This is a genomic window from Alteromonas lipotrueiana, assembly GCF_019249245.1.
GTDB lineage: Bacteria > Pseudomonadota > Gammaproteobacteria > Enterobacterales > Alteromonadaceae > Alteromonas > Alteromonas lipotrueiana.
This window is the reverse complement of record NZ_JAESDK010000003.1, coordinates 69723-88797: the sequence shown is the minus strand read 5'-3', so window position 1 is coordinate 88797 and position 19075 is coordinate 69723. Positions and strand designations below refer to the sequence as shown.

Sequence of the window (19075 nt, the reverse complement as noted above, 5' to 3'; positions counted from 1 at the left end):
GTTTTGTTGAGGGTTTCATACTGAGGTTAGACACTCCATAGGACTTGGCTAATGATGGGTGTCCAACGACTAAATTAGTGTGGGTGTCCTGTAAATCGGGTACACAATAAAAGTGGGTGTCCAATAGTTTTACAATAGTTTTGTGCTGAGGTTTCATATTAAGGTTAGACACTCCATAGGTCCCGGCAAATGATGGCTGTCCTGTAAATTGGTACACAATAAAGGTGGGTGTCCAATGACTATATTAGTGTGGGTGTCCTGCAAATCGGGTACTTTAAATGAGAGATTTTTATTTGGTTGTGGTGATAGCAACGGCAACCCAAACTTTGTGGTAGCTCAAAACAGGGAGAAAAATGGTGCGTAAATGGTGGGCGTTAGCGTTAATCTTAAACTGCTCGGTAGTCTGGGCAGCCTTACCGGGGGTGAAAGAATTCACCCGGGACATGACATACAAAGAGGGGTTTATACCGTTTTACTACGATAAGGCTAATGACAAGGTGTATCTGGAGCTATCGCGCTTTGACACACCATTGTTGTTTCAAAGCTCGTTACCTTATGGTGTGGGTTCAAATGATATTGGGCTGGATCGCGGCCAGTTAGGGGATACCCGTCTGGTTCAGTTTGAACGTTACGGCAATAAGGTGATGCTAACACAGCTGAATACCCAGTTTCGGGCTCAAACTGAGAATCAGGCCGAACAAAACAGCGTAAACGAAGCCTTTGCCGATTCTGTCATTGCCGGATTTGAGGTGGTGGCTGGCAAAAGTGACAAAATACTTATCAATTACACCCCTTACTTACTTACTGATGTGCATGGCATTGCATCTCGATTAGAGCAAACCGGGCAGGGCAGTTATAAAGCCGATGCCCAGCGCAGCGGTGTGTTTTTACCGCGCTCTAAAGCCTTCAAGAAAAATACAGAATTAGAAGCACTGGTCACATTTGGCGGTAGCAACCCGGGTAAGTATGTGCAGGCGGTAGCGCCCGATGCGGCCAGTATCACAGTACATCTGCACCATAGCTTTATTGCGCTACCCGAAGACGGCTACCAGCCCCGTGTCTATCACCCATACAGCGGTTACTGGAAAACCCGCTTTTTTGATTATGCGACCGGCATCACGGAGCCGCTGGAACAACGCTACATTACCCGTCATCGTTTGGCTAAAAAAGATATAGACGCCGAACAAAGCGAACCGGTTGAACCTATCGTGTACTACCTCGACCCGGGTATCCCTGAACCGGTTATGAGCGCATTAAAAGACGGCGCGAGCTGGTGGAATCAGGCATTTGAAGCAGCAGGCTACACCAACGCATTTCAGGTAAAAGTTTTACCCGAAAACGCTGACCCGATGGATGTACGTTACAATGTAATTCAATGGGTACACCGGGCTACTCGAGGCTGGTCGTACGGAAGCTCAGTGGTGGACCCACGCACTGGCGAAATTATCAAAGGGCACGTGACGTTGGGATCGCTGCGGGTGCGCCAGGATTACTTGATTGCTCTGGGGCTTACCAGTCCTTTTGCTGATTCTACGCAAACCAATGAGCAGCAACAAATGGCACTGGATCGAATCCGCCAGCTTTCAGCCCATGAGGTAGGACACACTTTGGGTGTGGCACATAACTTTGCAGCCAGTGAAGATGGCCGCGAATCGGTGATGGATTATCCGCACCCACAAATTACCTTAAACAACGGTAAAATTTCTCTGGCCGATGCTTATGATAAAGGTCTGGGTAAATGGGATTTACATGCTATCGCTTATGGTTATCAGGATTATTCTGATGAGCAGGAAGAGCAGACCGGACTTGCCGGGCAAATTACACAAACCCGGGACGCCGGACTGAGTTTTAAAACCGACTTTGATAGCCGCTCATCGGGCAGTGCCTCTGCCAACGGCCATATGTGGGAAAATGGCAGCGATCCACTTAAAGCGCTGAGTAAAATGGTGCGCATCCGTGAGCTGGCGCTGAATAATTTTGGTCTGAACACACTGCCCGAAAACCGCAGTTTATCAGCATTAGAAGATGCTCTGGTGCCGGTGTATCTGTTACATCGCTTTGTAGTCGTTGCAGCAGCTAAACAAGTAGGCGGACTGGTGTATGAATACGAACAAAAAGGCGACTATGACACCCCTAAGGGACAACAGCCTGTCGCCGCAGGTGTCCAGAAACAAGCGATGAAAGCGGTACTTAATACCACCACGGCTGAGTTTTTGCGTCTACCTGAGTCAATCATCAAATTGATCCCGCCCACCGCTTATGGTGATGATATTACTCGTGAACATTTTAACGGCCGTATGGGTCTGGCATTAGATCCGGTATCGGCGGCGGCTTCGGCAGCCAACTACAGCCTGCAACTGCTGCTAAACCCCCAGCGGCTAAACCGATTGGTCTGGCAGGCTAATCAGGAACGTGCATTGCCCGGTGTTCATGCACTTACCTTACGGATATTTGAGCAGCATTGGTACAACAAACAAGAGGCTGACTATGGTTTGCAAAAGCGTTTGCGTATGGTGGCATTAAATGCAGTGATGCAGGCGGTACAAAATCCTGAGCTGGCCCCTGAGGTTAAACTGGAAATGCAGGCGGTGTTGTACAAATTTACTGACTGGCTTAAACAAGACAGCGACCTGATTGAAGCCAAAGTGCTGCATCAGCAAATGACCCGGTATTGGGAAACCGGACTGTGGCAGGCAGAATTCGATGTGCCTGCGCTGCCCCCCGGGTCGCCCATTTAATCAAAGTTTAAACCTAATAGGCGTATCCGGTGTGGGTTCGCCTATTGGTTTTCGGTCAACGTATAGTACTGCGTAAACACTTTATACAGCTGAGTTCCGCTTAGCACCGAGGCCGATGGAAAATGCAAAATGGGGATAACATCACACGGAGCCGTAACCGTAAAGGTGGCGGCATCGTTGTCTAGCTCATCAATGTTCAGCACGCGGGCCAGCGGCTCACCTTTGTTGACGGCGCTACCGGGTTGAGCGCAATACTCCACCATACCCCCAAAGTCGGTATACAGAGTTTTATAATTTGTTAATTCCACGCCGACCCGACGCATGGGTTTGGGTTGGAAGTGATTTTCATTAAGTACCCCACGCTGGTTAAGGTAGGTTAAAATGCTGATTGCATCTTGCTCGCCCTCATCAAATTTCACCACCTCTTGAGACCCCATCTCCAGTGTCATAGCCTCAATACCAAAACTGGGAGGGTGCTCAAAGCTTTCTTCCAGCGCTGATTGCAAGGTCCACCACGGACAAAACGTGGCTTCATCCAGGGCTCCAGCGAACACATTGGGAATGAAAATACAGTGTTCTATGTTAAAACAGTAGGCCGCTGAGCGGGCATTTTCAGGAATGTAAATATGTCGGGCCGATACCGGACCATTATGTAAATCCAGAACGTAATCGGCATCAACCGCCAGTCGCTGCAATTGCAGGTTAAGCTGCTGAGCCAGACCCAGGCCCAAGGGCGACGCCAGTTTTTGTTCAATTGCTTCTCGCCAGTAGGCACGAAAACGCGTTTTAATCTGCTCAACTGAGGTGCCAGGCTTAACCGTGCTGGCAAAATCGAGTACCCGCGCTTCATCGTAAAAATAACCACGATTCCAGTTAGTACCATTCACCGGATCGAACCGGCCCAGGGTGTATTCGCCTGCCTTAATATTGGTGCCAATAGGATTGCAGTTAGGTACCAGAATAACTTCGCCGTACACCGCCAGGTGCTTAAGCTTTTGCAATAAGTGATAAATAACCACATTGCCCTGAACTTCAGCACCGTGAATGGAGCTTTGAATATACACCTTGGGGCCCGGGCGCCCCGCAGTTAGCCGGTACACCGGCACATTCATATTGCGACCCGAGGCATTTTGAGCCACAACTATATGAGATTTGGTCACGGTAACGGTCATATCATCACCTTAAAATTGTATTATTGTGTATGCTGAAACGGCTCACAAACTTGCTATGGTTATTTTAAATACTGCCACAAACGGGGCAGTGAGCCGATTTCGCCACAGCAAAAGATTGCCATTGATGACTAAGCGCATCAAATAAAATCAGTTTACCCAAAGGGGGCTGACCAAACTGCCCAAGAATCTGCATGGCAATCAGTGCTTGTTGTAAGCCGATAGTGGCGACCACTGGCGAAAAAATACCAGATTCGGTGCAGCTAGATTGCGGATCGGTAAACAAGAGACCCAAGCAATGATAACAAGGCATATTAGGCCCGAATTGGCTAACAAATAACTGTCCTTCAAAGCGAATGGCAGCCCCACTCACCAGCGTGGTGGTGTAAGTGCAACAGCTTTGATTGATTTGCTCTCGTGCTGATTTATGGTCGGTACAGTCCAGCACAATGTCATGTTGTTGCACCAACGTATCAAGTTGGTGGGTATCAGGACGGCGCGCATAACAAGTTACCTGGCAGTCGGGGTTAAGGTGTCGCAGTTGGGTAGCGGCAGCGTCAACTTTTAGCTGGCCTACGCTGGCATCGTTAAATAATACCTGACGAGGCAGGTTGGTCACACTCACTGTATCATCGTCTACCAGCGTTATGTGCCCAACACCGCTTGCCACCAGAGACTGTGCCACATGGCAGCCTAAACCACCCACGCCCATCACTAACACCCGTGCGTTTAACAAACGCTCCTGGCCGTCCAGATCGATCTGAGGCAATACAATTTGCCGATTGTAGCGCATTACCTGAATATTATTGAGACTGTCAGACATATAAATGAAGGAATTTCAGAAATTTACCGGCCATCTTATAGCCACATTGGTTACTGGTACGATAACATAACATTATTCGTTTCTTTTGTTTGTTTAGATAATTATGTCGCAGTCTGCCGTATCGCTCAATATCGCCATATTAACCGTCTCTGACACCCGCACCCTGGAAGATGACAAATCAGGCCAGTACCTGGTCGATGCGCTAAAATCGGCCGGTCACCTGCTGGGGGACCGCGCTATTGTAAAAGACGATATTTACCAGCAGCGGGCAGTAGTCTCTGACTGGATTGCCCGGCAAGATGTGCATGCGGTTATCAGCACCGGTGGTACCGGCTTTACCGGTCGTGATTCTACGCCCGAAGCTTTAAGCGTGTTGTTTGATAAACACGTGGATGGCTTTGGAGAGCTTTTTCGCCAGCTAAGTTATGAAGAAATCGGCACCTCAACTATTCAGTCGCGGGCCGTGGCCGGCTTTGCCAATGCCACGGTTATTTTTTGCTTGCCGGGCTCAACGGGAGCCTGTCGCACCGGCTGGGAAAAAATTATTCGTAGCCAGCTCGACTCTCAATTTCGACCGTGTAATTTTGTTGGTCACCTAACCGGAACTATGTAATGAGCCAGTTTAGCCATTTAAACCAGCAGGGCGAGGCCAATATGGTCGATGTTTCAGGCAAGCCGGTTAGTACCCGCGAAGCGACCGCTCAAGGATTTTTGGTGGTCAGTGACGAAGTAATAACAGCTATAAGCGATGCCCGTATTGCCAAAGGCGATGTATTCGCCGTGGCGCGTATCGCTGGAATTCAGGGGGCTAAGCGCTGTAGCGATCTGATTCCGCTGTGCCATCCGCTGGCGTTGTCAAAAGTTGATATTCAATTTGAAACTCTGGCCGAGGATAATCGTATTAAAGTGATTTGCTGGTGTAAGCTCAATGGGCAGACCGGAGTAGAGATGGAAGCGTTGACCGGAGTCAATATTGCGCTTTTGACTTTATTTGATATGTGTAAAGCCATTGACCCGGGCATGCGAATTGAGGCGGTCTGTGTAACCGATAAGCAAGGCGGTAAGACCGGCCACTGGAAGCGAGATACAGTATGATCACGATTAAGACTTTTGCACAAATTCGAGAAATCAGTGGGCGCGCCGAGTTAACTATCAAATGGCAAGCAGATATGACGGTGGACAATCTGATGGAACAACTGGCCCTGCAAGATGCCGCATGGGCTAACGCATTCACTGGTAACGTTCTTATCGCGGTCAATAAAACTATGTGCAACGCTCAGCAGAGGCTCAACGATAACGACGAGGTGGCGTTTTTTCCTCCAGTGACGGGCGGTTAGCATGTTTGCGCATATTTGCACCGAAGACTTTGACCAGCAATCGCTATACGATGAACTGTTGGCTCAGTCGCAACCCACCCCCGGCGCTATTGTGACCTTTACCGGCCTGGTGCGCGACTTCAACGCTCATGGTCCTATTGAGGGAATGAGTCTGGAACATTACCCGGGCATGACTGAAAAGGCCTTACTTAACTTATTAGAACAAGCCACACAGCGATTTGACCTGGCTGGCGTGGGCGCGGTCCACCGGGTCGGAGAACTGGCTAACTTTGAACAAATTGTATGGGTAGGCTGCGGTGCGTCCCACCGCCAACACGCATTTGATGCCGCTTGTTTTATCATGGATACACTAAAACAGGCGGTGCCTTTATGGAAAAAAGAATATCAACATGGTGAGGCCCGGTGGGTAGCGGTAAAAAGCAGTGACGAACACGCGGCCATGACCTGGCTTACGCCGTCAAAAAATTAATCAAGCAGGAAACAGCACATTGAGGTTAGCGAGCCTTATCAGTAAAAAATCAGGATGGTGGTGCCTGACAGGCTTGATGCTGTGGTGTCACGTTGCTGTAGCGCAAACTCAGCCTTTGCATATTGCGGTAGCGGCGAACTTTGCTACGCCAGCCAAACAGATTGCTCAGCAGTTCACCGACCAATATCATATTCCTACCCAAATTACGGTCGCCTCTAGCGGTACATTGTTTGTTCAAATTACCCATGGCGCACCCTTTGATGTGTTTTTATCTGCTGATACCAGGCGTCCACAACAGCTTATCGAACAGCATCATGCAAGGCCCGACTCGTTGCGCACGTATGCTTACGGACGACTGATTTACCTAACCCGAGATCCCGCGCCGCAATCTGTTTCACAACTCAGTCAGCAGTTGCAGCACAGTAACAGCAGACTGGCGTTAGCCAATCCCCGTTTGGCGCCCTATGGCCTGGCGGCAAAACAAACCTTGCAGACCCTACAACTTTGGAATAACAGTACGCTAACGCCGGTGCTGGGCAAAAACGTATTACAGGCCACACAGTATTTTCGGCTTAATACGGTAAATCATGCGTTAGTGGCCGCTTCACATCAGCCCCAGGGGCAGTATCAGCAGTTTTTAATTCCTCCTAATCTACACGATCCTATTGTGCAACAGCTGGTGATCACCGCTAATACTAAAGAACTGGCCAGCGCCCGCAAATTTGTTCGCTTTATGCTATCGGCGCCGATACAACGCAAACTGCATCAGTGGGGCTATCAGTGTGTCCTGAAGGTATGTCAATGAACGGTGACTGGTCGGTAATTTGGTTAACGTTGAAGCTGGCGGGCATCACCAGCGTACTGTTGTTGTGTATTGCCACGCCTCTGGCCTGGGGGCTGGCGCGCTGGCAGCACCGGTTCAAACACTGGGTGCTAGCAGTAATAGCGCTACCCCTGATACTGCCGCCCACCGTACTAGGGTTTTATTTGCTGATTGCCTTTGCCCCCGATGCCATTTTGGGACAAGTGTGGAAGGGCCTGACCGGTACCCAACTGGCGTTTTCTTTTAGCGGCCTGGTATTAGGCTCGCTGATTTATTCGTTGCCCTTTGCTGTACAGCCACTCTATACCGGATTTACCGGGCTGGATAAACGCTATCTGGATGTTGCTCATACCTTGGGGATGAGTCGTTACGCCTGCTTCAGACAAATTGTTATGCCGTTATGTCAGTCGTATTTTATTGTGGCTTTTGGGCTGAGCTTTGCCCACACCATCGGCGAGTTTGGGGTAGTACTGATGATTGGAGGCAATATTCCAGAACAGACTCAGGTGGTCTCTATTGCGCTGTACGACCATGTTGAATCGGGTGATTACAGCAGGGCGCATACACTGGCCCTGGGTCTGTTGGTGTTTTCCTTTGTATTGCTTAGCATTTTGTACCGGTTTAACCGGGGTGGGGGCCGGCAGTGGAACTTTCGGTAAAATTTCACCCTGTTGGCGAATTTTCTCTGGATATTCAGATTAAACACCAAAGTTCGAATACTTTTATCGGGCTTACCGGGCCTTCAGGTGCCGGCAAAAGCACGTTGCTACGATGTTTGGCCGGGCTTGAGTCGCAAGCCAGAGTGAGTGGTAAATGGCAATCTTTTGACTGGGCCACGGCAAGAGTCGGACTGGTATTTCAGGATTCGTTGGTGTTTCCGCATTTATCGGTAGGGCAAAACCTGCTATTGGCGGCTGACTTTGCCCGCAAACAATCCCATAATTTTGATGAGGTGGTGTCAGGCTGTCGGTGTCACCATTTGCTCAGCCGGATGCCAGCCAGTTTATCGGGAGGCGAGGCGCAGCGTGTGGCACTGGCGCGAGCCATTTTAAACGCGCCGGATATTTTACTGCTTGATGAGCCAGTGAGCGCTTTGGACTCACACAGTCGACATGACATTTTAAGCTACCTACGACGTTTATCGGCCGCCGGGCTACCTATGTTGCTGGTAAGTCACGATTTAACCGATTTGTCAGTGTATTGCCCTTCGCTTTTGTATGTTGAAGAGGGACGCATAATCTACCACGGGCCAACCGGCAAGGTACTTGATCAGATTTATCAGGGTAAAACAGCAATAACAGCGTCGCGCTTTGGCTTATTGCACGGCGATGTTGTTACCGTTCACAACCATGGTTTGGTTGAGTTTTGTTGCGAGGGACAAACGTTATACGCCGAACATCTCTTTGTTCACAATAATGCAGTCACTTTGTCAATTCGTGCCGAAGCTGTCACTATTGACCGTGAGCTTAGTGCGACCACCAGTGCAACGAATAGTTTTATATGCACGGTTCAGGCTGTGACACCTGAAGACGGTGGGCATTATCAGGTAACGCTGACGTGTGGAGAAACCCTGTTATACGCTCGGCTGAATGTTATCGCATTTAACCAGCTGCAATTACATCCGGGTGAGGCAGTAGCCGCTCGCTTTGCCACCCATTCATTTCATACCTCCTGAACCTTACCCCCTTATAACCGGATGGCCTGCCGCCGAATTTTTAATTAGCATCGAAAAGCCATAGCAAACCGGCTGCATAAGCGTAGTGCGTACCGAAGTAAGCTATTCAAGCACAGTTTGTCAGATAACATGAGTGAATAAACCCTTATTCAGAATATCAATTAAACTTATTGAGCGGCTTCACCTAGTATTGTAAAAAACACGATACTCAGCAGTTATGACAGAGATTTATCTGGTACGCCATGGTCAGGCTTCGTTTGGTCAGAAAAACTATGATGTTCTTAGCGAACTGGGCCGCCAGCAGGCTTTGTGGCTGGGCGAGTGGCTGGCCCAGAGTCAACTGCAGTTTGATAGTTTTTACAGCGGTACCCTTATGCGCCAGCAGCATACGCTGCATGCCATTACTGATGCTTTGAAGCAACCAGTAACAGAGTCTTTGCCGCATTTTAACGAGTTTGATTTTGTACAGATCGTAAATGCGTTTTTGAAGCAGAACCCTGAACAAAATAACCCAGAGCCTGATCGCCGGGTTTGGTTTAAAACGCTGCGAAAAAGCATGCATGCGTGGTCCAGCGGACAACTTGATGTAAACGAACACGCTGAAACCTGGACTGATTTTTTAGGGCGGGTGCGCGAAGGGCTCAATTATATTATGAGCCACCAGCATGAACGCGTGGTTATCGCCACCAGTGGTGGTGTTATTGCCAGCGCAGTAGGTCTGACACTGGGGCTTTGCGCTCAGGATATCATCAAGCTGAATCTGCAAGTTCAGAATACCAGTATTACCCGGCTTATTGTCAAACCCCAAAGCTGGGCCTTACATAGCTTTAATACGGTTCCCCATCTAAGCTCACAAGAACGGGCTCAACACATCACTTATGCGTAAGTGAAGGAGACAGAATGCACTTCGAATATAATGAAAAAACTACCCGCCTGGCCGAGCAGTTAACCGCCTTTATGGACAAGCATGTTTATCCCATCGAGCAGGAATACGGCACGCTATTTAGCGATGCGCATAATCAATGGCGTACCCCAAAGGTTATGGAGGAGCTTAAGCAAAAAGCCCGGGCAGAGGGCTTGTGGAATTTGTTTATGCCCGAGGAGTACAAACCGTATGGGGCAGGTCTGACCAATTTAGAATATGCGCCCTTGTGTGAAATTATGGGGCGGGTTCTGTTTAGTTCAGAAATTTTCAATTGCAGCGCACCTGATACCGGTAATATGGAGGTTTTGGCAAAATACGGCAGTTCAGAGCAACAGGAAGCCTGGTTAAAGCCGTTGCTAGAAGGCCAGATACGTTCTGCCTTTGCCATGACTGAACCTGATGTGGCCTCGTGTGATGCCACTAACATTGAAACCTCTATTCGCCGCGACGGTGATAATTATGTTATCAATGGTCGAAAGTGGTATATCAGTGGGGCCATGAACGAAAATTGCAAAATACTGATTGTGATGGGCAAAACCGACCCTGATGCCGCCCGCCACCAACAACAGTCGCAGATTTTGGTCCCTATCGAGACTCCCGGCGTGACTATTGTACGCCCGATGTCAGCGATGAATATGCTAGATGAGCCGGTGGGGCACGCCGAAATTATATTCGACAATGTTAAAGTGCCTGTCGAAAATATTATTTTAGGCGAGGGACGCGGGTTTGAAGTTGCACAAGGGCGTTTGGGGCCCGGGCGTATTCATCACTGCATGCGGTTGATTGGCTGTGCACAGCGTGCACTGGATATGGCCTGCGAGCGGGTAAACCAGCGTGTTGCTTTTGGCAAGCCGCTGGCCAAACAGCAATCGGTGCGCGAGTCTATTGCGCAGATGCACTGCGATATCGAGCAGGCACGTTTGCTGACCATGAAAGCGGCTGATCAAATGGATCGCCACGGCAACAAAGTGGCCAAAGATCTGATTGCTGCGATAAAGATTGTGGCCCCAAAAATGGCGTGCCGGGTGATAGATGAAGCCATTCAGATGTTTGGAGCCATGGGGACAAGCCAGGATGCGCCACTAGCAGCTATGTATGCGTACGCCCGAACGGTGCGGCTGGCAGACGGCCCAGATCAGGTGCATATGATGCAACTTGGCAGAAGTCTTATAGAAAAGAAAGCCCGATAAAAACAGGCAGGGAGACAATCGCGCAATGAAAGTGAACCAGCTAGATAAGAACGAGCTCAACCGGTATTTACAGGCTCAGGTGCCTGAACTGGGCGAGGTTACCGCGTATGAAAAATTTAGTGGCGGCCAGTCAAACCCAACCTTCTTACTGACGACTCCTGTCGGTCGCTATGTGTTACGCCGTCAGCCCCCAGGCGCACTGTTAAAATCGGCCCATGCCGTTGACCGTGAATATAGAGTAATGCAGGCTTTGGCGAGCACCGATGTGCCCGTTCCTGAAATGATTCATTTGTGTGAAGATACCACAGTGATTGGCAGTCTGTTTTTCATTATGGAATATGTCGAAGGCGCTATATATTGGGAAGCCGCGCTCAGTAAAATCACCGATAACTCGGTTCGCGGCCAGATGTACGATGCCATGAATAAGGCCCTGGCAGCCTTACACGAGATTGACCCCGCCAGTGTTGGACTAGAAAACTACGGCAAGCCAGGTAATTATTTTGCGCGACAGGTTGAACGCTGGACCACCCAGTATCGGGCCTCACAAACACAAGATTTGCAGCCTATGGAAGCGCTGATTACCTATCTTAACAGCAATATTCCTGTAGACGATGGTCAGGTTGCGCTTGTGCATGGAGATTTTCGTCTGGACAACATGATTTTTAGCAGCAAACAATCGACTGAGATATTAGCCATTCTTGACTGGGAGCTGTCAACATTAGGTCACCCATTTGCCGATTTAGCTTATCAGTGTATGCAATTACGGCTACCGGCGAACTTACCTCAGGCGCCCGGGCTGGGCGGGTTAGATCGCGCTGCCCTGGGTATTCCTTCTGAGCAGGAATATGTAAAGGCATACTGTAAACGGCGTAATATCGGTGGCATTGAAAACTGGCCTTTTTACCTGGCGTTTAGTTTTTTCAGGCTTGCCGCGATTATTCAGGGGGTGGTGAAACGCGCTCATGATGGTAATGCGTCAAGCGACAAAGCCGCTGAAATGGACCGAATGGTGGCACCACTTGCGACCATGGCAATGAATGTTGTAAATGAGGAGAAGCCGAATGTCTGATTCTTTAACTATGCAGGCAGTACAGTGTCATGAGTTTGGGCCGGTGAGTGACCTGACGGTCGAAGCGATAGCGTTGCCTGAGCCGGATTCGCATGAGGTGCGTATTCAGGCTAATGCGTGCGGCGTAAATTTTCCTGATGCATTGCTGGTGCAAGGGCAATATCAGCTAACCCCTGATTTTCCGTTTACGCCGGGTTGTGAAGTAGCCGGAATCATCAGCGCGGTGGGCGACAAGGTTCAGCATTTATCGGTAGGTCAGAAAGTGGCGGCGGTGTGTCAACTGGGTGGCTTTGCCGAACAGGTGGTGGTGCCGGCTCAGCAGGTTATGCCGCTACCAGACTTTATCGACATGATTGAAGCGGCGGCACTTATCACCGCCCATGCCACGGCCCACCATGCCTTAAAGCAACGCGCCGGCCTGCAACCTGGCGAAACGCTGGTAGTGACTGGCGCAGCGGGTGGAACAGGCTTGGCTGCAGTACAGATAGGCAAGGCTATGGGGGCCCGGGTTATTGCGGTATGCTCGAGTGAAGCTAAACTGGCTCTGGCCAAAGAAAACGGTGCAGATGCCGGTATAAACTACAGTCAGAATGATTTAAAAGAAGAGCTTAAACGCCTGACCGACGGTAAGGGCGCCGATGTTGTGTATGAATGTGTGGGTGGTGACACGTTTGATACGCTAAGTCGCAGTATGGCCTGGGAAGGGCGGTTGTTAGTAGTGGGCTTTGCCAGTGGCAAGATACCAAAAATGCCGGTTAATTTGGCGCTTGTAAAAGGCTACTCGCTAGTGGGCGTCTTTTGGGGCGTTTTTACCCAAAAGTCTCCCAAAGTATTTATGCAAAACATGCAAGAACTACTCACCTGGTATCAGCAGAATAAAGTTAAGGTGGTTATCGACAGTACCTATACTCTGGGCAACGTTAGCCAGGCATTACAGAAACTAAACGACCGAGCTGTAATGGGTAAGTTGGTGTTACTGCCCTGATAAAACGTAAATAAAAGGGGTTGTTCTTAACTACAAACAGGACGTTGGGTCCTGTTTGTATTGTACACCTGGCATTTAACGGGTTACTTACCAGGCACTCATGCCACCGTCTAAGGCAATGGCCTGTCCGTTCATAAAACTGTTTCCCGGCGACAGCATCAACACCATTGTATTAACCACTTCCTGCGGATCAGCCATTCGTTTCATAGGGCAGCCAGCAGCCAGCTGAGCACGGCTTTCCTCAGAGGTAAATCCGCCCAGATTCAGCAAATTAGTGGGGCTGAAAAAAGGGCAAATGGCGTTTACCCGTACATTTTTACGGCCATATTCTACCGCCGCAGTTTTGGTGATCCCCATAACCCCGTGTTTAGCCGCCGCATACGGTGCAGCTTTAGGTGCACCGCCTAAGCCTGCCATAGAGCTGACATTAAGCACATGACCCTTACCATTGGCCACCATAGCCGGAATTTGATGCTTCATACCAAACAGCACGCCTTTAAGGTTAACCCCCAGCTGCATGTCGATAGTGGCTTCATCCATAGTATGTAATGCGCCAGGTTGATGAGCCACTCCTGCGTTGTTAACCGCAATATCTAGTTGACCATAGCTTTCCAAAGCCAGCTTAACCAATGCCTCGTTGGTGCTTTCTTTGGCTATATCGCCCACCATGCTGACCACATCGGCACTTGCTTCACGTAAATCTTTTACTGCCTGAGCGAGTTTGTCTTCGTTAATATCAGTTAACACCAACTTGCAGCCACGGTAAGCCAGTGCATCAGCCAGTAACCGGCCAAAGCCGTCAGCGGCGCCAGTGATAAGAGCAACCTGCCCCTGAAAATTTAATAGCGGATCCATAAATTTACTCCAGATGAAATAATGATTGATTACTGTTATTGCGCGCTAGAAGTAAATTGTCAAATGTTGTGTAGGCCCGGGTATTTCTGGCAGTAGGCGGTTTGGCACCGATGTACCTGACCTGTATCGCTGTATTCAATATAGTGATAGTTTGGTATCAGCCCAATCAACTTGGCTGATTGAGTTTGCTTACTTAGTATCAGGCTATTAGCAAAGTCTTGTCAGACCAGTTACTTTTAAGCAGGCCTATCGATGGAAAATTATCAATCCCCCCAACGCGACGCTCAATTTGTTGCCTATGAACTTTTCGACTTTCAATCTCATTACGACCGGTTAGGTTTTACTGATGCCTCTCAGGATTTAGTAAAAGCCATTCATACTGAAGCAGCCAAATTTGCAGATAATATACTGGCACCTATTAATCAGGTGGGTGATCAGCAGGGCTGTACTTTTAATGAAGGCGCCGTGACTACTCCCGAAGGTTTTAAAGAAGCCTACCAGCAATATGTTGAAGGTGGCTGGCCCAGTATGTCTCATCCGGAAAAATGGGGCGGCCAGGGTCTGCCGTATTCTCTGGCTACGTCTATTGCCGAGTATTTTTCGGGTGCAAACCACGCCTGGGCTATGTACCCGGGTTTGTCGCAAGGTTGTATTTCAACCATTTTAAGTCATGGCACCGATGAGCAGAAAGCGCGCTTTTTACCTAAATTAATTGAAGGGCAGTGGGCCGGTACAATGTGCTTGACCGAAGCGCACTGCGGTTCAGATTTAGGATTATTGCGATGTAAAGCCGCGCCGAATGAAGACGGTTCATATTCATTAACCGGGACTAAGATCTTTATCTCGGCAGGCGAACACGACTTTACCGATAATATTGTGCATATTGTGCTAGCGCGATTACCAGATGCTCCGGTGGGTACTAAAGGTATTTCATTGTTTATTGTACCAAAATTCAATGTGACCGAAGACGGCGAAGTGGACGACCGCAACCAGGTCAGCTGTGGCAGCATTGAGCACAAAATGGGCATCAACGGAAGCGCTACATGTGTGATCAATTTTGATAATGCAAAAGGCTTTTTAATTGGTGCTGAAAACCGCGGTCTGAATTGTATGTTTACGTTCATGAACGTGGCGCGTATCGGTACTGGCCTTGAAGGCATGGCGGCCAGTGAAGCGGCACTTCAGGGCGCCTTGCGTTATGCCAAAGATAGGGTTCAGTTTCGTTCACCCACGCAGCGCGACGGCTCTGCCCCCGCCGACGAAATTATTGTACATCCGGATGTACGACGTATGCTATTGACCCAGAAAGCCTTTGCCGAAGGCGGCCGGGCGCTGGCGTATTACTGTATGCAGCAGGTCGATGTGTCGCAACATAGCGGATCAGCTGAAGAACAGCAATTGGCTGAATCACGGTTGGCTTTATTAACACCTATTGTTAAAGCCTTTTTAACCGAAACTGCCCAGGAAGCCACCAGCTATGGTATTCAGGTATTTGGTGGTCACGGCTATGTTAGCGAGTGGGGGATGGAACAGCTGGCTCGCGATACCCGAATTAGCACGTTATACGAAGGGACTACCGGTATTCAGGCACTGGATTTATTGGGACGTAAGGTTTTGGGGTCAAAAGGCGAACTGTTGGGTGTGTTTATTCGTGAGATCGCTGAATATTGTCAATCGTTTAGTGGTGATGAGCACCAACAACAATGGTGTGATACCTTGCAAGAGTATATGCAACAGTGGCAGCAGCTAACTCAGCATGTCGGTAGCCAGGTCGCGACCAACCCCGACGAGCTAGGGGCCGCATCGGTAGATTATTTAATGTATTCAGGCTATGTCACTTTTGCGTATTATTGGCTCAGAATGGCTAAAACTGCATCAGTTAAACTATCGGAAGGTTCGACTGAGTCTGATTTTTACCAGGGTAAAGTTGAAACAGCCCGATTCTTCTTCGAACGTTTGTTACCGCGTAGTCAGTCGCATGCTGCCGGTGTTCGTGCCGGGGCTGGCAGCTTAATGAGTATTGGCGAAAATATGTTTAAGGCCTGAGCATTAAAATAACGCGCCTGTGATTTGCCAGGCGATCAACAATAAAGCGGAGCTTTTGTAAGCTTCGCTTTTTTATTGTGTTTAATACGGTGTTTTGCACGACATTTAAATGTTGTTCAATGAAGCAAAGCTAAACAGAATGAATTTTAACGAAGGATAATATGCAGAAAATTTTCTTCACTGGGTCAAAAAGCGTGTTATTCACAGGGTAAATTAACAAACGGGTGATTTGTAGAGTATCCAGTGTAAGTTTTTCGAAGTGATTTATTGTGGCATGCTTAATCAGGATGAGCCGAAACGATAAACCAAGCCGGGTTTAACAGGTCCGACAAAGATAACAAAAAGCGTTTCAGTAAATAGATTAACGATAGTTCGTAGCAAGAAGTAGTGGTACATAAGCGGTAATTATTCACCACCAAGGCATGTGAAGTGCGCTACTCAGACTAAGCTAAAACGAGGTGCGGCCTCAATAAGAGGCCGCAGAGTGTGGGCGAACCCACTACCATGTTGAAAGTTTTACATGGTTCAACGTAGCAGACTAATGCCTAGATACGTTGTTGAACCTCGCTTGCAATAGCGTTGGTTTGAAAACCATTCTCAGCAATCCAGGCTTGTAATGTTTTGCCATCTGATTCGGGGTTTTGCAGCTCACGTGAAGGCATTTTTTTCACCAACAGAGTACCAACTTCAACAGAATTGCTTTGAATTGCGGTGCGAATAAGGCTTTGGCCATTACAGGTGATACCCGAATAGTAATCGTGTAGTTTTAGACGAAAGTCTGATTGTACCGCACGCATTTTTTTACGTAATTCGCCTTTATCATCGGCCTCAACAATAGTACAGATATTAGCCAGTGCATTTTCAATGCTGGCGTTTGCCGTTCCGCAGAAAATCAATGACGCTGCGGCGATAGACAGAGATGTTTTAACAATTTTCAACATGGTTACATCCTTTGTGTGAAGTTCAATTTAGAAGACAGTGTGTTTGCTTGGTAAACATTAAAGTCTATTTTATCGTTCAGAAAAACATCAGTGCCGATACAAAGGTATTTCAAACAATAACCAAAACGGCTAAATTTCGGATGAACATTGATTAAGTTATTGTTATTTAAAGTTAAAATTGTATACGTAAGTGTCATCTATTTTAAATAGCATTATAGGAAGTCCTGGCGCTCAAAAGTTACCTAATAAAACGAACTACGCCCTCTTAGTAGTCAGAGGGCGTAGAAGGTGTTTGAGTTGTATAAAGCTAGCTTTGCGCGTACAGGCAGGGTCTGTTGCCAGTTAACAATTACAGAAATGCAGCTGCTTGTACTGTCCAGGCATGCTTATAATGAATCGAATTAAAGTCGATGCTGCAAAATTTTTGCTATTTTATTGCGCTGAAGGCCCCGTTGGTTTACCCAGGCTTGTAAAGTAACACCGTCTTGTTCGGGTGACTTAAGGTGGTTTCTGGGTAAGGTTTTTACCAGTAATGTGCCTACCCCTAACGAATTTTTTAATATCGCGGTACGCACCAGGCTATGACCATTGCAGGTTATGCCTTCATAATAATCCTGAAGCTTTAGCCGGTAATCGATTTCAACGGTACGAATTTTCTTTCTAAACCCACTTCTATCATCGGTATTAACCAGATGACAAATATTGGTTAAATCAGTTTCTATATCAGCCTGCACTGAAAATGCGCATGAAATCGCAACTGAAGCCAGCAAGCCTTTTACCAAAATTCCCATAGTATCCTCGTCGGGCGTTTAATGCTTAGATGTCAGAACACAGCTGACGTACAGGTAAGTAAAGCAAAGATTAAAATAGCTGGCGTGCAAGGGAATATACATAAGAATGAAAAACGATAAGCCGGGTACTTTTCGCCGGCACAACCGGACGTTATTAATGAGGTTGAAAAGCCTGGGCCACACTAAGAATCTGTTCTCGCATCCATCTATGAGCCTGATCGTGATCGGCGCTCACATGCCAATATAAAAAGTACTCTATAGGAGGCAATGTAAAAGGCAGTTCAAAAATGTCCAGGTCGTAGTGTTTAGCTAAGTGATAAGGCATGCAGGTAATTAAATCCGTTTTTACCACCGTGCTGGGTACAGTCAGAAAATGCTGACCACGCATTACAATACGCCGGCGTTTGCCTAGTTTATCTAATGCGATATCAATAGGCCCGGGGCCAGACTTTCGCTGTGATACATTAATGTGCCCCAGCCTCAAAAAAATATCCAGGTTGATACCTTCGGTTAGAGCCGGGTGATTTTTTCTGGCAAGTACAACAAAATTGTCATCGGCAATTTTTTGCTTACAAAGATGAGCATCAGTAAATGTCGAGGCGTCCGCAAAAAAATCCAGACTGCCGCTGGCCATGGCTGAAACTACATTAGGGCGGTTTACTTCATAGTTTGTGAGGCTTATTCCAGGAGCCGCACTTTGTAAACGAGCCATAAGACGCGGCATAATACTGACTTCTAGCAAATCTCTACTGGCAAAATTGAAGGCTTTTTCAGAGGTTAAAGGATTGAAAGTGTGGCTATCCTGAACACTGGTTCGCAATAATTTAAGCGCTTCACGCGCCGGAACGATAATATTCTGAGCGACGGGGGTAGGTGTCATGCTATGACCGGTTCGGACAAACAGCGGGTCGCTCAGCATGTCGCGCAAGCGTGCTAATGAATTACTTACCGCGGGCTGTGTAATGCACAATACATCTGCAGCTTTAGTCAAACTGCCTGCAGTGTAAATCGCATCAAAGACCGCAAATAAATTAAGGTCAATGCGATTTAAATTAACAGGTAAAGAATTACGAGATTTTTCCAAGACTGATTATTCGCTTCAATGAACATCCATCATCACATTTTATTAATAAAACCTGACATCATTCAACAGACTAATAGCAATTAACGTTATTATTTCTGCTTTTGTTAGCACCTATGGCTTTTTAAAAGAGTGGGGAAGGGAAACTAGCGGACAAA

19 protein-coding genes are annotated in these 19075 nt (G+C 48.0%); 13 read left to right on the top strand and 6 right to left on the bottom strand.

Annotation, left to right across the window (positions count from 1 at the left end; translation table 11 throughout):
- Nucleotides 1–353 precede the first annotated feature (353 nt).
- Nucleotides 354–2738, top strand: coding sequence for a zinc-dependent metalloprotease (locus JK130_RS03370; RefSeq protein WP_246587679.1), 2385 nt, complete (start codon nucleotides 354–356; stop codon nucleotides 2736–2738).
- A gap of 41 nt (nucleotides 2739–2779) precedes the next feature.
- Here the strand turns inward: JK130_RS03370 and JK130_RS03365 are convergent, their stop codons facing one another.
- Together JK130_RS03365 and moeB are read right to left on the bottom strand one after the other, a co-directional pair.
- Entirely contained in the window at nucleotides 2780–3910 is a 1131-nt protein-coding gene (locus JK130_RS03365; protein ID WP_218352803.1) for a M14 family metallopeptidase, read from the bottom strand.
- Between the two features lie 64 nt (nucleotides 3911–3974).
- Entirely contained in the window at nucleotides 3975–4730 is a 756-nt protein-coding gene (gene moeB, locus JK130_RS03360) for a molybdopterin-synthase adenylyltransferase MoeB (RefSeq protein ID WP_218352802.1), read from the bottom strand.
- Nucleotides 4731–4833: 103 nt separating this feature from the next.
- On the opposite strand from moeB, the gene moaB reads away from it, so the two are divergent.
- The 11 genes from moaB (at nucleotide 4834) to JK130_RS03305 (ending at nucleotide 13203) form a co-directional block, all read left to right on the top strand.
- Nucleotides 4834–5343, top strand: coding sequence for a molybdenum cofactor biosynthesis protein B (gene moaB, locus JK130_RS03355; RefSeq protein WP_218352801.1), 510 nt, complete (start codon nucleotides 4834–4836; stop codon nucleotides 5341–5343).
- Entirely contained in the window at nucleotides 5343–5825 is a 483-nt protein-coding gene (moaC, locus tag JK130_RS03350; protein ID WP_218352800.1) for a cyclic pyranopterin monophosphate synthase MoaC, read from the top strand. The genes moaB and moaC overlap by 1 nt, the downstream gene beginning before the upstream one ends.
- Nucleotides 5822–6067: a MoaD/ThiS family protein gene (locus tag JK130_RS03345; protein ID WP_218352799.1), complete on the top strand. Its 246-nt coding sequence runs from the start codon at nucleotides 5822–5824 to the stop codon at nucleotides 6065–6067. Before moaC ends, JK130_RS03345 begins: the two co-directional genes overlap by 4 nt.
- A 1-nt stretch (nucleotide 6068) precedes the next feature.
- Nucleotides 6069–6536, top strand: coding sequence for a molybdenum cofactor biosynthesis protein MoaE (locus JK130_RS03340; RefSeq protein WP_218352798.1), 468 nt, complete (start codon nucleotides 6069–6071; stop codon nucleotides 6534–6536).
- A gap of 19 nt (nucleotides 6537–6555) precedes the next feature.
- Nucleotides 6556–7341 carry a molybdate ABC transporter substrate-binding protein gene (gene modA / locus JK130_RS03335; protein WP_218352797.1) on the top strand — a complete coding sequence of 262 codons (786 nt, stop codon included), beginning with the start codon at nucleotides 6556–6558 and terminating at the stop codon, nucleotides 7339–7341.
- A complete protein-coding gene (gene modB, locus JK130_RS03330; RefSeq protein WP_425514580.1) occupies nucleotides 7332–8018 on the top strand; it encodes a molybdate ABC transporter permease subunit in 687 nt (228 codons plus the stop codon). The genes modA and modB overlap by 10 nt, the downstream gene beginning before the upstream one ends.
- Nucleotides 8003–9034, top strand: coding sequence for an ATP-binding cassette domain-containing protein (locus JK130_RS03325; protein WP_218352795.1), 1032 nt, complete (start codon nucleotides 8003–8005; stop codon nucleotides 9032–9034). The genes modB and JK130_RS03325 overlap by 16 nt, the downstream gene beginning before the upstream one ends.
- A gap of 217 nt (nucleotides 9035–9251) precedes the next feature.
- A complete protein-coding gene (locus JK130_RS03320) occupies nucleotides 9252–9920 on the top strand; it encodes a histidine phosphatase family protein (protein WP_218352794.1) in 669 nt (222 codons plus the stop codon).
- A 14-nt stretch (nucleotides 9921–9934) separates the two neighbouring features.
- Complete coding sequence (locus tag JK130_RS03315; protein WP_218352793.1) at nucleotides 9935–11149, top strand: acyl-CoA dehydrogenase family protein; 1215 nt, start codon at nucleotides 9935–9937, stop codon at nucleotides 11147–11149.
- Between the two features lie 25 nt (nucleotides 11150–11174).
- The gene (locus JK130_RS03310) at nucleotides 11175–12218 is read left to right on the top strand and encodes a phosphotransferase family protein (RefSeq protein ID WP_218352792.1); all 1044 of its coding nucleotides are present in this window, start codon (nucleotides 11175–11177) and stop codon (nucleotides 12216–12218) included.
- Nucleotides 12219–12228: 10 nt separating this feature from the next.
- A complete protein-coding gene (locus tag JK130_RS03305; protein ID WP_218352911.1) occupies nucleotides 12229–13203 on the top strand; it encodes an NADPH:quinone oxidoreductase family protein in 975 nt (324 codons plus the stop codon).
- Nucleotides 13204–13290: 87 nt separating this feature from the next.
- Here the strand turns inward: JK130_RS03305 and JK130_RS03300 are convergent, their stop codons facing one another.
- The gene (locus tag JK130_RS03300; RefSeq protein ID WP_218352791.1) at nucleotides 13291–14058 is read right to left on the bottom strand and encodes an SDR family NAD(P)-dependent oxidoreductase; all 768 of its coding nucleotides are present in this window, start codon (nucleotides 14056–14058) and stop codon (nucleotides 13291–13293) included.
- 252 nt (nucleotides 14059–14310) lie between these two features.
- Here JK130_RS03300 and JK130_RS03295 point away from each other — a divergent pair, with 252 nt between their 5' ends.
- On the top strand, nucleotides 14311–16104 hold the full coding sequence (locus JK130_RS03295) for an acyl-CoA dehydrogenase C-terminal domain-containing protein (RefSeq protein ID WP_218352790.1): 1794 nt from the start codon (nucleotides 14311–14313) through the stop codon (nucleotides 16102–16104).
- Nucleotides 16105–16649: 545 nt separating this feature from the next.
- Here JK130_RS03295 and JK130_RS03290 read toward each other — a convergent pair.
- The 3 genes from JK130_RS03290 to JK130_RS03280 all read right to left on the bottom strand — a co-directional run bounded on the left by JK130_RS03290 (nucleotide 16650) and on the right by JK130_RS03280 (nucleotide 18920).
- Entirely contained in the window at nucleotides 16650–17045 is a 396-nt protein-coding gene (locus JK130_RS03290) for a DUF3718 domain-containing protein (RefSeq protein WP_218352789.1), read from the bottom strand.
- A gap of 401 nt (nucleotides 17046–17446) precedes the next feature.
- The gene (locus JK130_RS03285) at nucleotides 17447–17836 is read right to left on the bottom strand and encodes a DUF3718 domain-containing protein (RefSeq protein ID WP_218352788.1); all 390 of its coding nucleotides are present in this window, start codon (nucleotides 17834–17836) and stop codon (nucleotides 17447–17449) included.
- A 154-nt stretch (nucleotides 17837–17990) separates the two neighbouring features.
- The gene (locus JK130_RS03280) at nucleotides 17991–18920 is read right to left on the bottom strand and encodes a LysR family transcriptional regulator (RefSeq protein ID WP_218352787.1); all 930 of its coding nucleotides are present in this window, start codon (nucleotides 18918–18920) and stop codon (nucleotides 17991–17993) included.
- Nucleotides 18921–19075: the final 155 nt, after the last annotated feature.

Excerpts from the sequence above, each read along its gene's own strand:
- JK130_RS03370 (WP_246587679.1), top strand. The coding sequence starts at position 354 with ATGGTGCGTAAATGGTGGGCGTTAGCGTTAATCTTAAACTGCTCGGTA.
- JK130_RS03365 (WP_218352803.1), bottom strand. The coding sequence starts at position 3,910 with ATGACCGTTACCGTGACCAAATCTCATATAGTTGTGGCTCAAAATGCC.
- moeB (WP_218352802.1), bottom strand. The coding sequence starts at position 4,730 with ATGTCTGACAGTCTCAATAATATTCAGGTAATGCGCTACAATCGGCAA.
- moaB (WP_218352801.1), top strand. The coding sequence starts at position 4,834 with ATGTCGCAGTCTGCCGTATCGCTCAATATCGCCATATTAACCGTCTCT.
- moaC (WP_218352800.1), top strand. The coding sequence starts at position 5,343 with ATGAGCCAGTTTAGCCATTTAAACCAGCAGGGCGAGGCCAATATGGTC.
- JK130_RS03345 (WP_218352799.1), top strand. The coding sequence starts at position 5,822 with ATGATCACGATTAAGACTTTTGCACAAATTCGAGAAATCAGTGGGCGC.
- JK130_RS03340 (WP_218352798.1), top strand. The coding sequence starts at position 6,069 with ATGTTTGCGCATATTTGCACCGAAGACTTTGACCAGCAATCGCTATAC.
- modB (WP_425514580.1), top strand. The coding sequence starts at position 7,332 with ATGTCAATGAACGGTGACTGGTCGGTAATTTGGTTAACGTTGAAGCTG.
- JK130_RS03320 (WP_218352794.1), top strand. The coding sequence starts at position 9,252 with ATGACAGAGATTTATCTGGTACGCCATGGTCAGGCTTCGTTTGGTCAG.
- JK130_RS03315 (WP_218352793.1), top strand. The coding sequence starts at position 9,935 with ATGCACTTCGAATATAATGAAAAAACTACCCGCCTGGCCGAGCAGTTA.
- JK130_RS03310 (WP_218352792.1), top strand. The coding sequence starts at position 11,175 with ATGAAAGTGAACCAGCTAGATAAGAACGAGCTCAACCGGTATTTACAG.
- JK130_RS03305 (WP_218352911.1), top strand. The coding sequence starts at position 12,229 with ATGCAGGCAGTACAGTGTCATGAGTTTGGGCCGGTGAGTGACCTGACG.
- JK130_RS03300 (WP_218352791.1), bottom strand. The coding sequence starts at position 14,058 with ATGGATCCGCTATTAAATTTTCAGGGGCAGGTTGCTCTTATCACTGGC.
- JK130_RS03295 (WP_218352790.1), top strand. The coding sequence starts at position 14,311 with ATGGAAAATTATCAATCCCCCCAACGCGACGCTCAATTTGTTGCCTAT.
- JK130_RS03290 (WP_218352789.1), bottom strand. The coding sequence starts at position 17,045 with ATGTTGAAAATTGTTAAAACATCTCTGTCTATCGCCGCAGCGTCATTG.
- JK130_RS03285 (WP_218352788.1), bottom strand. The coding sequence starts at position 17,836 with ATGGGAATTTTGGTAAAAGGCTTGCTGGCTTCAGTTGCGATTTCATGC.